The 13,396-nt window shown below is 42.4% G+C and carries 8 protein-coding genes; 2 read left to right on the top strand and 6 right to left on the bottom strand.

Annotated features, from left to right (window positions below):
- Positions 1 to 19: 19 nt before the first annotated feature.
- Together R8P61_09470 and R8P61_09465 are read right to left on the bottom strand one after the other, a co-directional pair.
- On the bottom strand, positions 20 to 1,783 hold the full coding sequence (locus tag R8P61_09470; protein ID MDW3647282.1) for a hypothetical protein: 1,764 nt from the start codon (positions 1,781 to 1,783) through the stop codon (positions 20 to 22).
- Positions 1,770 to 2,417: a sigma-70 family RNA polymerase sigma factor gene (locus tag R8P61_09465; protein MDW3647281.1), complete on the bottom strand. Its 648-nt coding sequence runs from the start codon at positions 2,415 to 2,417 to the stop codon at positions 1,770 to 1,772. The genes R8P61_09470 and R8P61_09465 overlap by 14 nt, the downstream gene beginning before the upstream one ends.
- A gap of 479 nt (positions 2,418 to 2,896) precedes the next feature.
- Between R8P61_09465 and R8P61_09460 the strand changes: the two genes are divergently transcribed.
- Positions 2,897 to 4,435, top strand: a complete 1,539-nt coding sequence (locus tag R8P61_09460) for an arylsulfatase (GenBank protein ID MDW3647280.1) — start codon at positions 2,897 to 2,899, stop codon at positions 4,433 to 4,435.
- 86 nt (positions 4,436 to 4,521) lie between these two features.
- On the opposite strand, the gene R8P61_09455 is transcribed toward R8P61_09460, so the two are convergent.
- The 4 genes from R8P61_09455 to R8P61_09440 form a co-directional block, all read right to left on the bottom strand.
- Complete coding sequence (locus tag R8P61_09455) at positions 4,522 to 7,323, bottom strand: alpha-amylase family glycosyl hydrolase (GenBank protein MDW3647279.1); 2,802 nt, start codon at positions 7,321 to 7,323, stop codon at positions 4,522 to 4,524.
- Between the two features lie 113 nt (positions 7,324 to 7,436).
- Entirely contained in the window at positions 7,437 to 9,851 is a 2,415-nt protein-coding gene (locus R8P61_09450) for a glycoside hydrolase family 31 protein (protein ID MDW3647278.1), read from the bottom strand.
- Positions 9,852 to 9,903: 52 nt separating this feature from the next.
- The gene (locus R8P61_09445; GenBank protein ID MDW3647277.1) at positions 9,904 to 10,755 is read right to left on the bottom strand and encodes a hypothetical protein; all 852 of its coding nucleotides are present in this window, start codon (positions 10,753 to 10,755) and stop codon (positions 9,904 to 9,906) included.
- Complete coding sequence (locus R8P61_09440) at positions 10,756 to 11,931, bottom strand: glycoside hydrolase family 57 protein (GenBank protein ID MDW3647276.1); 1,176 nt, start codon at positions 11,929 to 11,931, stop codon at positions 10,756 to 10,758.
- A 615-nt stretch (positions 11,932 to 12,546) separates the two neighbouring features.
- Between R8P61_09440 and R8P61_09435 the strand changes: the two genes are divergently transcribed.
- Entirely contained in the window at positions 12,547 to 13,359 is an 813-nt protein-coding gene (locus R8P61_09435; GenBank protein ID MDW3647275.1) for a 2OG-Fe(II) oxygenase, read from the top strand.
- The last annotated feature ends 37 nt before the right edge of the window (positions 13,360 to 13,396 follow it).

Genomic DNA, 13,396 nt, shown 5'->3' with positions numbered 1-13,396 from the left:
TATTTACTGTGTTGTTTGTCTATTCGCTTCTTAAGGAATCTTCCTGGGTATAGGCTCTTCTACTTCTGGGTCTGCGGAAAGAAGCATTCAGGCTACTTTCTTCTCCTCCCATACCGAGATCATAGAGATAGCCCAGTCGTTCCAATTGGGTTTCGTACATACGCTTGCGGCGAACGAGTTCTCCATTGAAGAGGGCTTCATTGCGTTCATTGCGGAGCCTTTCTTTATCACTTAGCATTTCCTTGCTCCATCTGTCGCCCTGTTCCAGCAATTCCATCAACCTTTGCTGTTGCAGGCTTCGCTCATTGGCTTTAAAGCGTCGATAAGGCGTGATGGTATTCTTATACAAGAGAGTCGTTTTCCTTCTATAGGCGGGCAGGAAATGAAGGAGGGCAAAACTCATGGCCCAGATCATCAGCCAGTAAGGACTGTATTCTGCAAAATAGCTGAAATATTCTGTCCAAACCGGCAAACCTTCGCTAACATAAATCAGAGATAAACTCAGGAAGAAGGTCAGCATTAACCTTACCCAGAAAAGTGATTTGGAAGGAGGCGTTTCGTCCATAATATCCCCTTCGGAATTGCTGATGGGAGCCTGGCCTTTACCAAATAATTGTTGCATCCATCTATCGGGAAAGATGACCAGTATAAAGACATAGCCTAAAGCCAGTAGTAGATGGGTGAAGCTAAAGGCCGATATCATTGACCAGAGATAAACCGAACAGAAAACATAAATCAATCCCAGTCCGAAAGAGTTCCAGAAGAATTTACCGCTGTTCTCTTTGTACATGGCCTGATCCCTAAGTTCATCTTGCAGGGAATAATCGCTTGCAAAGAATTTGGCCCATTGTTCCTTTTGCTCTCCTACATATTTGGTTAAAACTTCGCGTTTCCAGCTATGGTATTTTTCCGCGCTGTCAAAGTTTTTATTTATTTCTTCATTGTCAGATTCTGAACCCAGTTTTTCGAGCCAGCCGTCTCCGTTTAGAGATTTATCGAGGGCATCGCGTACAATCCCATTATTGCTGTGCTCATTTCTTTCGCCTATCCTTTCCTTCAGCCACTCAATCCGTTCAAGGGTATGACGCACAATGGGAAAACTGTCAAAAGAAAGGCTGGTTCTCACACCCAGGTCCTGCTCAAAGTCATTTTCACCTTTCTGAATACGACTGGCAGCTTTCCGGCGGGAAAGTACCTGATGCAAAAATTCATTTTCATCCAGCGGAGAAAGCATACCTAAATTGGTTTCTGGTATAGAGATGGTCTTGCTTTCTTCTTCTTGCTGCGTTGGAGGTATAGATGATTCGCTCATGGTATTGAATTCTGAATAGTTCAGATATGAAGCTTGCCGACTCGTCAATTCATTTTCCAGCCTCTTTGCTTCATGTCTGTTGGGACTAATACTTGGGGTAATGATGGGCTCCCTTTTTGGGGGAACAGGCAGGTGCAGGTCCGATTTATTCCTTTCTCTGCGGGGAAGTACTTTGTTTTCTACAGCGGGTTCAGGTGCTCCTGCCATTGCATACAGGCGGGCAGGCTCCTCCTCATTCTGTGGGATCAGTTCGCGTACAGCATCCTCTTGCTCGTTCATGAAGGCCTCCATTTGGGCCTCATTATTGGCAAAGCGCTTGCGCATGGCTATGATACCATCCACTACTGCTCTGTCTTCAGGATGAGTCATGAGGTGCATTTCAATTTCCAGACTTATTTCATCCGGAAGCTCTCCCTGCACATAGGCCAGAAGCCGCTCATAGCTGATATTCGGATGTTTATCTGTATTCATTTTTGAAATATTTTTTAAAGAATACGGGATAAGTATCTATCAATTCTCTTCCTCTCAAATCTGTCATAAGTTGGAAGAAGGTCTTTTTTCTAATCTTTGAAATGGAGTTGTGAACATAGGGCTCTTCTACTCCTACTCTTTCAGCAATCTCTCTTACCGGAACATCCATGAGGTAGAGGACAAATACCCTGCATTGTTTGGTTTCATTGTCTTCCATGTGGCGAATGATCCCTTGCAGGTATTCCATCAATTCTCTGGATTCTATTTGCCGAAATTCAGCTCCTCGATCCGGGTCCCTTTCTGGTATATCCACATCGCTGCGTTTTATTTTGGTTTTTCTTAAATGGCTTTTGCAAGCATTGGAAAGACAAACCTTGATGAAGGATTTGGGATCTTTGCGGTGAGAATAATCTTTACCACGTTTCCGGTACTCAATGAACTTTAAGATTTGTTCGGAGATGAGGTCTTTAGGCTCAACAGCTCTGTCCTCATTGAGGATACCAAAACAGGTGGCTGAGAATTCTCGACTATTGTGCTCAAATAAGCTAATCAATGCAGAGACATCGCCTTCTTTCCAAAATCGGTTCCAGAGATCGGTATTACCTGGAGCAAAAATTGTGATACGCTGGGGCATAGCCAATGTCCGAGTTAAGGGGGTTAAGTGCTCATTTCTTCCAAATCTTTCCCTCTACACGCGATCTCTATCATATTTCTATCACGCATTCCGAAAAAAATATTTCGGAGAAGGGAAAGAGGATATCTTATCATTAGGCGCATGGACATAGCTTGCCTGGAAGACCAAAAAAATTGAGCAAATGGTCTTTCCTAAGCTCCCTGCTATGTACCTGCGTCGGGTGCTTATCTTGTTTGGATAGCTGAATGAGTTTTTACCTGGTGAATAAAGGATTCAGGTTTGTAAGTTCTGAGTTGCTCGAGTAGGATTCGTTTGGATATCCTGAATACATTTATTCCGTCAACCTAAGGACGACTCGTCCTTAACAGGGTTGGAATGAGTGCTGAATTTTTGATTAGCTGCTGTTTGGATAGAATAGCTGAATCGAGATGGGTCAAATCTGTTTTTGCCTTTTCTTTCAGGCTTTTTTAGTTTGAGGGATGACTACTACAAAACCCTACTTTTCTCTCCTATTGATTTTCATCTTTTTCGCTGCTTGCGAGCAAGCACCGACTCATGACAGATCACGACCCAACATCATATACGTGCTGGCTGACGATTTGGGTTATAATGAGTTAGGAGTTTATGGACAAAAGTACATAGAGACTCCCAACATAGATCAACTAGCAAAAAACGGGCTACGTTTTAGCAGGCATTATTCCGGCTCACCGGTCTGTGCACCTTCCCGTTGCGTTTTGATGACGGGCAAACATACGGGACATGCACATATACGTGGAAATGATGAATGGGCTTCCCGGGGAGAAGTCTGGAATTTTGCCAAAGCCGTAGAGGATCCGAATCTCGAAGGCCAAAGACCCATTCCTAATGGAACTGAAACCGTAGGAAGTATGCTGCAGAAGGTTGGATACAAAACAGCCATTGTTGGAAAATGGGGGCTTGGAGCGCCTTTGACAGAAGGAATTCCTACCAAAAAAGGCTTCGATTATTTCTTTGGATATAATTGTCAACGTCAGGCCCATACCCTTTATCCTAAACATCTTTGGGAAAATGAAGAGAAAGTCTGGCTGGATAATAAACTGGTTCCCCCCAGACAAAAATTGGCAGAAGGAGCTGATCCCATGCAGGATAGCAGTTATGCAGATTATGAATTGAAAGAATATGCTCCCGAGCTTATGTTGGATCGGGCATTGGGCTTTATGGATAAAAATAAAGAAGAGCCTTTCTTTCTCTACTTTGCCTCTCCCCTTCCCCATGTCCCTTTACAGGCACCCCGAAAATGGGTAGATCACTATCGGAAGAAATTTGGGGATGAAGAACCTTACATTGGAGACAAAGGCTATTTTCCTTGCCGTTACCCCAAAGCTACATATGCCGCCATGATTTCCTATCTCGATGAACAAGTAGGTGCTATGGTCCAAAAGCTCAAGGATATTGGTCAATACGAAAACACCCTTATCATTTTCTCAAGCGATAATGGACCTACTTATGTAGGAGGAGCAGATACGCCTTTCTTCGAAAGTGCTTCTCCTTTCAGCACTGAATATGGACGCGCCAAGGGTTTTGTGCATGAAGGAGGAATCCGGGTGCCTATGATTGCTTCCTGGCCAGGTGTCATTTCTCCCAATACCCAAAGTAATCATCCCTCCAGCTTTTATGATGTCATGCCTACTTTAGGAGAAATTACTGGTGCCCCAGTTCCTCAGGATATAGACGGCCAAAGTTTTCTTCCCAGTTTAAAAGGAGCAAATCAAGCTGCTCCCGAATTTTTGTATTGGGAATTTCCTGCATACAAAGGTCAACAAGCCCTCATCATGGGTAAATGGAAAGGCATCAGGAAGGATATGTTCGACGGAAACCTACGACTTGAACTATATGATCTGGAAACAGATTCTACAGAGCAAATCGATGTCGCTCATCTGCATCTGGATGTAGTTGCCCAGATGGAACAGATTCTAAAGCAGGAACATGTGCCTGCGGAAATAGAGCGTTTTAAGTGGGAGGTGTTTGGGGAGAAGTAAAGGAATAAGTGTTAGTGTGTTTGGGTGTTAGTGTGCCTGAGAATTTTCTACCCTAACACGCTAACACCCAAATACTCAAACACGTCTTACTCCAAAATCACCTTCCTCGAAGCCACACCTCGCTCACTTACAAAGCGAAGAATATACAATCCAGCATTGAGTCCTTCTGGTCTAGTCCAATTCAGGCTTTGAGGCCCGGGCAGTAATAACTCATTTTCCAAAAGGCTTGAAATCTTTCTGCCTGTCATATCCATCATTTCCAAAGTCAAAGTACCTTTATCCTCCCATAGAAAATCGATACTGATTTGATCCTGTGCAGGGTTTGGGTAGATGTCCAGACTCAAATCAAGCTCAATATCTCGGCTAGACACATTTACGGGAGGAGTTTCTAATCTTTGATCGGTATAGAGATGGTATTCACCTGCTTGTAAATTGATGGAAGCATTGGTTTGAGTTACTTCTATACTGTCTCCAGTGAAGTAGTCGTACCACCAACCCGTGTTTTGGAAATTGGCATTGCCGCTTCGAGTCTGAACCCCAAAGTTACCGATGATGGTTACATTCATGCTCGGATGGTCCAGGTTAATGCGCTTAAATTCTGATGCTACATTCAAGCTAAAGTTCCGGGTTCTGAAGACTTCATGCTCTTGCTTGAGCTTGATAAGGGCGCTGTAGATTTCGAATAAGCGTCTACGAGGAACCTGATTATAATAGTTCCACCGGATAGGTTTTCGCCCAAGTCTCCCTCCCTGATCGATGCTTACCTCATAGCCCAATTCTCCAAATTGCCAGAGAAGTTTTGGGCCGGGAACAGGAAAGAAGAAAGTCGCAGCCATTTCCATACGCTCCAATGCTGTATTGAGATCTTTGGTACTATAGTTTCCATTTACGTTTCCGAAAGTGATGTTCTTATACATCAAGCGTTCTTCATCATGCGATTCCATATAGCCAATTACATGGGGATCATTATAGCCTCTTTGTTGATAACTGATCCAGTCGAAATTGGATTTATTATTGTCGTGGTAGCCCATGGTTGCTTCATTGTAGGCATGACCCAGATTTCCCCAAAGCATCATCCCATAATCTGCCAATTCTCTTTCTTCCAGGTTATCCGCAAAATGCTCCAGGATGAAATAGCTGCCCGGATGCTTGGCTTGCAATTGATCATACATCCGTTTGATGATATTGATTCGCCCCTGATCATAACTACTCCATGCACCTACATTATCGCCGTAGTCGGTTTGGGTGAATCCTTTAGACAAATCCATTCTATACCCATCAAAGCGAAATTCTTCCACCCAGTAATCCAGTACATCATCCACAAAATCCTGGGTAAAAGTTGAAGCATGATCCATGTCATAGCCCACATTAAAAGGATGTTTGGCAATAGGATTGAACCAGGGACTATTAGCAGCTGGGCGATTATTCGCACCATCCCAATACATCTGTACCAATGGAGATTGTCCGAATTGATGGTTGAGCACCATATCCAGAATCACAACTATGTTACGAGCATGGCATTCATCAATAAAAGCCTTGAGTGCATCGGCAGGACCATAATATTTATCCACGGCAAACATAAAACTGGGATTGTAGCCCCAACTGTCATTGGCTTCAAACTCTGTAGTAGGCATGAATTCGATGGCATTGACTCCTAAGTTTTCCAGGTAGTCCAGGGTATCCAATAAAGTTTGAAAATCACTTTGGGCCAGAAAATCTCGCACCAACAATTCATAGATGACCAGATCTTCATTTGCTGTAGCCTGCCAACTATTGTTTTGCCAACTGAAAGGAGTTTGTGCTGTTTGAAGGACAGATACGATCCCGTCCGCTTCCGAAGGAAATGCTTTTAAATTGGGATAGGTAGATGAAGGGATAAAGCTATCATTCCAGGGATCCAAAACTTTGTGTGCATAAGGGTCAGCCACTTTCAAATCTCCATCAATCATAAACTGGTAGGCATATTCTTCGCCTGGGCTAAGTCCATTTAGCTGAATCCACCAGCTATTTCCATCACTGGCTCTTTTCATTTGAGAAGCATTGGATGGGGTCCAATTATTAAATTCTCCGATGAGGTGAACGTAGTTTTTGGAGGGTGCGACCAAAGAAAGAATAACCGTGCTATCATCGAGGTAATTTACTCCGGAAAGCGTATTGGCGGGAGGATTGACGGTTTGGACCGCCTCTCTTACAGAGACGAAAAAGGAATCCATTTTGACCTGACTTCCATTATCTGCCTCCACCCTGAACCAATAATCTCCAGCCACTGATTCCTGTATGGTATAGTTGATTTCTCTTCCTGTTACCTGGGTAACAAGGGCCCCATTTTTATATAAGCTCAAACTGGAATTAGCCGAGGTAGCAAAGCGTACACTAAGGCTTTCACTGGGCTCTATGATACTGGCCCCTTGAGGAGCCAAAAGTGCAACATTAAAGGTGCTAGCATCAAAAACATCATAGAAAATATCTCCTCCTGTGGATGTTTTACCTTCTCTGCTACCATTTACATTTCTAAATACAAATGAAAGACGTTGTACATTCTCGTTTGCAGGCACCCCATAAAAGGTCCTTGCATGGTATTTAAGCTCATGTTTATTGTTGCCCAGAAAAGTCATTTTCACTTTCGGGTCATCTGTACCCCAATTTCCCTGTACATACTTCCAATCACTGGGAGAAGTACTCTGATCTGTAATGAGTCCGGCATGTGCATAGACTTGATTTACTCCTAATAATCCTGCGCTTCCCTGTGTTGCATCATAAACTACAGTAATGGTATCATCCATTGTAGGGAATACCGGATCAATACTGATTATCTGTGCATGAAGTGGGTAGTATAAAAACTGAATAGAGATTAGAAGCAGAAAAATGGGTCCGTTCTTTCTAAGCATAATTTGTGTTTTAGGATAGGTATCCAGTAAAAATGAATTAAAAAAACAAGCGTGTTATTCTAGAGAATTCTCATTCCCTGGTAGTTTGTATTTAAAAGCATGTTGAGGGGATACTAATCTGCTGCGAATCCTGATAAAGTCAGCAGCTCTAATTCTTCAAAACCTTTATCCACTTCAAAAATAAAGACTTCTGGAATATCTTCCATGACTTCTTCAAACATTTCCTGTTTTCCATCAATTTTGAAGCCGGCTGGAGTAAAGGTCAAGCCATGAACAATGATTCGATAAGTTGAGTATTCGGAATTGAAACGCCCCTGACTGAGCTGTTGTAGATATAAACGATTTTTCTCGGTCAGTTGAATAAAGCTTCTCAAGCGATAATTTCCCTGATCATAATCATAAAAATCACCTGCATCTTCATACAATTCACTGGTGCAGCTGTTTTCACTTAGGTAGACATGCAGGTCAAGAGATTCGATCTGTTTCTCTCCTACATATTGCATCACAGGATATTGAGGCAAAATCGTCCCTGCACGAACAAAAAACGGGAATGTTTCCAGATCGGAATCTACCCAAACTTCTTTGCCTCCTTCCAGCAATTCATCCGTCCAGTAATTATACCATTGTCCTTTAGGCAGGTACATATATCTTCCATCTGCTCCAGCTCTTGCGATAGGACAAATCAGGAGGTTATTTCCCAAAGCAAATTCCTCCATACGGTGGTAGGTTTGCTCATCATCCTGATCCAGAAAAACCAAGGGTCGAATCATAGGTGTTCCACTTTCCGCATGTCTCCAAAATACAGTATAGAGATAGGGAAGAATTTGATACCTCAATTCTATGGCTTTTTTGATAGCAGCAGTATAGGGTTGGCCAAAAGACCAGGGTTCCTGATCTGTATAGTCTTTGGATGAATGAGCTCTGCAAAATGGATGAAAAGCAGCCATCTGCATCCAACGCGTGTAAAGTTCTCCATTAGAATCCCCAATGAATCCTCCAATATCAGAACCCGCAAAAGAAACGCCAGAGATACTCAGTCTTTGCACCTGAATATTCGCCATCCAAAGATGCTCCCAGGTAGCCAGATTATCCCCTGTCCAAACCGCCGCATAACGCTGAATTCCTGCATACCCGGAGCGACTCAATGCAAAGGGTCTGCGAGGAAACATGGCTTTTTTAATTCCATGATAGGTAGCACGTGCCATCTGCATTCCATAGACATTGTGTGCCTTTCGATGACTGCAGAAATGTCCGTCATAATTGTGCCGCGTATCATTGGGAAAGGTACCGATATCCATCAAGGCTGGTTCATTCATGTCATTCCAAATGCCATGCATCCCAGCTTCCATAAATTTCTCAAAGAGTCCCGACCACCATTCTCTAACTCTGGGGTCCGTAAAATCAGGGAAATGGCAAAGGCCTGGCCATACTTCTCCTCGCATCAAAGGGCCATCTGCCCGGCGGCAGAAATATTTATTTTCAACTGCCTCTTTATAGATATCGTAGTCTTTGTCAATTTTTATCCCCGGATCAATGATGACTACCGTTTTAAAACCGTCTGTTTCCAACTCCGCTGTCATCCGCTCCGGATCAGGAAATCTTTTTGTATCCCAGGTAAAGCAGCGGAAACCATCCATATAATCTATATCGACATGGATCGCATCACAAGGGATTTTTTCCTCTCGAAGTTGGGCAGCAATTTCTTTTAGCCTTTCTTCCGGATAATAACTCCATTTGGATTGATGATATCCCAGAGACCATAAAGGAGGCAGTTCAGGTTTGCCTGTTATGAAAGCAAAGGATTCCACTACTTCTGTCAGTTCCGGACCATAAATGAAGTAATAATTCATTTCTCCCCCTTTCGACCAGAAGCTACAGACGTCTCCCCTTTCATGTCCGAAGTCAAAACGTGTCCGGAAACTGTTGTCAAAAAATATCCCATAGGCGAGTTTGTTGTGCAAACCCATGAAGAAGGGAATATTCTTATACAAAGGATCAGAGGTTTTCTCAAAACCATAAGTGTCCGACCCCCAATTTTCAAATCTCAGTCCTCTCAGATTGAGCACATTGGGTTTATCTCCCAAGCCAAAAAAGGATTCTTGTTCCTGAATTTTTTTGCTGGAGTAAACGATGTTTCCTCCGTATTTTTCATGTCTTTCCCAATGAAAGCCTCTTTCATCCTCGGATATGAGTTTCCCTTCTTTATTGAAAATGGATATATGGAGGGTTTTGGAAATTTTGCAGGTAATACAATCAGTAAGGATATGATATTCGTCCTGAACTTCCACCAATTCGAAGTAACATTCCTCCGTAGGATAGCCTTCCTCTACCTCTAATGCATAGGAAAAATCATGTTCGAAGAATCCCTCTGGGGAGAATCGAAATCTGAATACCCGGGCACTACACACAATTATCTCCAAACTGGTTTGTGGGCAGTGTAGATAAAACTTGTTATTGTCTTGTTCCCAGGATTTAACTAGTTGTGGAGATCGTTTTGCTTGGCGAAGTCCTTGGCGTCCTACTTCCATAGTCCAAAGATTATAAAATTCTTATACTTTACAAGATAATTTTAACTGATTTCTAAGGATTCGAATGATATTCAACAAGCTTATCAATAGGAGCCGGGATAAAGTTATCGACCTGTAAGTCATATTTTTTGCACACATACAGGAGGTCTTTAGTAAAATGGCAGGCTATTCCTCCAACAAAATCAAGTGGCAATTGCTGATAATTAGCAACTCTTTGAATGCTGGTTTCAATAAACTTTTCAAATCGATTACGGATTAGGCTTCGAACTTCCGGCAAGTCATTCCCTTCTTTGAGATAAGGAGCCAAAGCCGCCAATCTGCGGTTGGGTTGTTTATGTAGATATACAGAGGTCCTAAGCTCTCCCAGCTCCATCTGTTCACGTTCCAGTACGTATTCATGCAATTCCCGAGGGAGCTTGCCATCCAGCATAGCCTTGAGCAATTGTTTTCCCAGGTCCATGCCCGATCCTTCATCTCCCAACAGATAACCATGTCCCCCATAATTTTGGAGGATTTTATCGTTTTTATAGTAGGCGGCATTACTACCTGTTCCCATTATCGCTACTATCCCCTCCGCTTTGCCAGTAGCCCGGACAGCAGCTTTCATATCATCCTGTATCTCTACTAAAGCATTTGGGAAAAAATGCGTTAAACTGCCTGCTAAGAGCTCAATATTCTCCTGATACTTCAATCCAGCTCCATAAAAATAGATCGCATGAGGAATAGTTCCTTTAAGTTGCAATAAACTCCTATCCAGTGCACGTAGCAGTTCTTTTTCCTTTACAGCACTTGGATTCAGCCCCATACTTTCAAACTCTTGAGCCACCTGATTTCCATGACACAATCGCCAGGCAGTCTTACTGGCACCGCTTTCCGCAAGTAAAAAAACCGGGGAATCCTTCATTTATAACTTTCTCAAACTTATTTGAAAATCGGCAATCAGATTCATGAAGTGCATATATGCTTTTTGCTCTGACTCGAAGGGATTGAAATGCTGATGCACTTCCTGATCACTCCCTCCTTTATCTGCCATATAATAAAAATGATCGGAGCATTGAAGATAGGACCAGGTTTGAATGAGTGCCGGGTCCTTGCTTTCTTTCACAATTCCTTCAAGTTCGTATACTTTTCTCAGGGCTTCTTTCTGGCGAGGGTTTCCCATCCAGGCTGAATCGTCTTTCTCCTGGTCAGCCCAGGAAACCGGATGATAAGCATCAAGGGGAGCCTGAGGGGTTTCACTTTGGATGAGTTCTGAAGGAAAAACAAACTCATGGCCTCGGGCTTTCAGTTCTTTGGGCAAAGCTGAGAAGAAATCAAAAATTCCTGTTTCTGCAGATTGATGTTCTCCAAAACTTTCAAAGTCCAGTGCTATACAGATATGTTTACCATCCTGCTGATCAATCAAATCAGCAAAATCAGTTACGGTCAAGGGAAAGAGCTCCCAGTCTTTGTCTGAGAACCGAAAGCCCAGGTCGTCAGAAAGGGAGAAATTGCGCGTGATCAAAGGATAATCAGGCAGATGCATCGCATGATAAAGTTGGTTAGAACTTTTGCCTTGCATCAACTGAGCTGCACCCTCTACAATTTGGCCTTTATAACCAGCCTGTTTGAGAAAGTAAGCCATGGGATTGTGAAAAAGAAGCTCTGTATTACGAAAAACCTGTGGTTCTTGGCCAAATAGATCCAGAATTTTCTCCGCATGCATATTGATCTGGCGCTGAAATTCTTCTCGACTGAATTCAAATGCCAGGGAGTGATAATAGGTTTCTGCCAAAAACTCTGCAGCCCCTGATTTCGCCAAATTTTTGAAACGCTCTATCACATCTGCTTGCCAGGCCTCCAATTGTTCAATAATCATCCCACTGAGAGAAAAAGCAGCCTTAAATCCCGTTTCCTCATCATTTGCCAGATCCTCCAGAATTCTTAGAAACGGTTGATAGGAATTTCGGCTTACTGCTTCAAGAATCCTGCGGTTTTCAGCCTGGTCAAAATAAGGAGTATGCGTACCTATTTCGAAAACGCTGAAAGGCCTAATTCTTAAGGGTTGATGTAGTTGAAAGTAAAAACAGATCTTCGCCATATTAGCTAAGTTATAAAAAGCTTGCGAGATCAAAAATCGCAGAAAATCTTTCAGTTGGAGAAATTGATTCTTCTCTAAACAGAAGCTAAGAAAGTGAAATTTTCAGACTAGCCTGCCAGCATAGATATCAAATATCCAATTAATATTATTTCACGCAACTGAATGATTTACAATAAAATAGATTTACAAATCCCATTTTTTTCATGAAAATTAATAGATAGTCAACAAAAAATTAACGAAATCGTAAACATTACCAACAAAAATCCTTATTTTAGGTTAAGGATTTATGCTATTCACACCCAAAGTGCATAGAATAGCTGTATTGGCTTTCTTTCTAAAAGAAAGCGGCTCACATATCGTTCTTTGCAGCTGAAATTATCGCTCATACGCGATCATATTCTATTAGCCGTATCTCCCCCTTACTTATTTCAAGACCAGAAGCCATTTGTTCCTTGACACACAACCATACAATACGGATTCGGACATCTATACTTTAATAAATTATACGCACGTTTATTCAATCTATCTATCTAACTGTTTCACTTACAAATCGAAATCTGATATGCCCTAAAACACCGTTTACGTAATCGCTAAACCTACCAAATACCCAAACAAATGAGCATCTTAACTTCGGTATCACCGATTCTGAAGAGAGATTCTTTGTACCGTGAAGACCTTAATTCGCTTTTCAGGGGCGACATCCTGGCAATAAGAATTAAGCAATACATATCGGCAGAAGAATCTTCCAAACTCTCACGAAAGATCATAAAAGCAGCAGGCTTTGATCATTATTCTATCGCCAAGGAACTGGGAATATTCCGAACCGGCATGAGTTTTTTCGAAACCACCGGCAATCCCAGACAAAGAGGCAAGTATCATGTACAGGCAATTTCTGCCGCACATGAGATTCGTAGCATTTGCAGTCCTTTTCTTTCTCCGCTAGATCTTTTTCACCTGAATCTTGAAGAAGTCTGGCCAAAGGGAGCCCATATAGAAAGAATTCATGGAATGAAAATGCAACCCGGAACCATCCGTATGTTCCGGGGAGATATGGAGAACACCCTTCCTCCACATCAGGATATTTTGAGACGGGAAGCCCCAAAAAGTAGCCGGGCCTTAAGTATGAAGACCCAATTGGCTGCTAACATTTACCTGAAAACTCCTCATGAAGGAGGTGAGTTAGAATTATGGGACGTACAACTCAGTGATCAGGAATTTGAAGACTTCCGAAATCATACCCATGATTTTATTGATCGGGATAAATTGCCCGGAAAAAGTGTCAAAATAAAACCCGAAGAAGGGGAACTGATCCTGTTTCAATCTCCAAAAGTACATACCGTACATCCCTGTAATGGGGACATACGTATGGCTATGTCATGCTTTGTCGGATACTATGGAGAGAATGAAGCCCTGACCTATTGGATTTAAAAAAAGAGGCATCGCTTTTTTGCGATGCCTCTTTTTC

It is taken from the genome of Bacteroidia bacterium, from assembly GCA_033391075.1.
Lineage (GTDB): Bacteria > Bacteroidota > Bacteroidia > J057 > J057 > JAWPMV01.
The sequence above is the reverse complement of the archived record's forward strand: the minus strand, read 5'-3'. Positions and strand labels throughout refer to the sequence as shown.

Excerpts from the sequence above, each read along its gene's own strand:
- R8P61_09435 (MDW3647275.1), top strand. The coding sequence starts at position 12,547 with ATGAGCATCTTAACTTCGGTATCACCGATTCTGAAGAGAGATTCTTTG.
- R8P61_09460 (MDW3647280.1), top strand. The coding sequence starts at position 2,897 with ATGACTACTACAAAACCCTACTTTTCTCTCCTATTGATTTTCATCTTT.
- R8P61_09470 (MDW3647282.1), bottom strand. The coding sequence starts at position 1,783 with ATGAATACAGATAAACATCCGAATATCAGCTATGAGCGGCTTCTGGCC.
- R8P61_09450 (MDW3647278.1), bottom strand. The coding sequence starts at position 9,851 with ATGGAAGTAGGACGCCAAGGACTTCGCCAAGCAAAACGATCTCCACAA.
- R8P61_09445 (MDW3647277.1), bottom strand. The coding sequence starts at position 10,755 with ATGAAGGATTCCCCGGTTTTTTTACTTGCGGAAAGCGGTGCCAGTAAG.
- R8P61_09465 (MDW3647281.1), bottom strand. The coding sequence starts at position 2,417 with ATGCCCCAGCGTATCACAATTTTTGCTCCAGGTAATACCGATCTCTGG.
- R8P61_09440 (MDW3647276.1), bottom strand. The coding sequence starts at position 11,931 with ATGGCGAAGATCTGTTTTTACTTTCAACTACATCAACCCTTAAGAATT.
- R8P61_09455 (MDW3647279.1), bottom strand. The coding sequence starts at position 7,323 with ATGCTTAGAAAGAACGGACCCATTTTTCTGCTTCTAATCTCTATTCAG.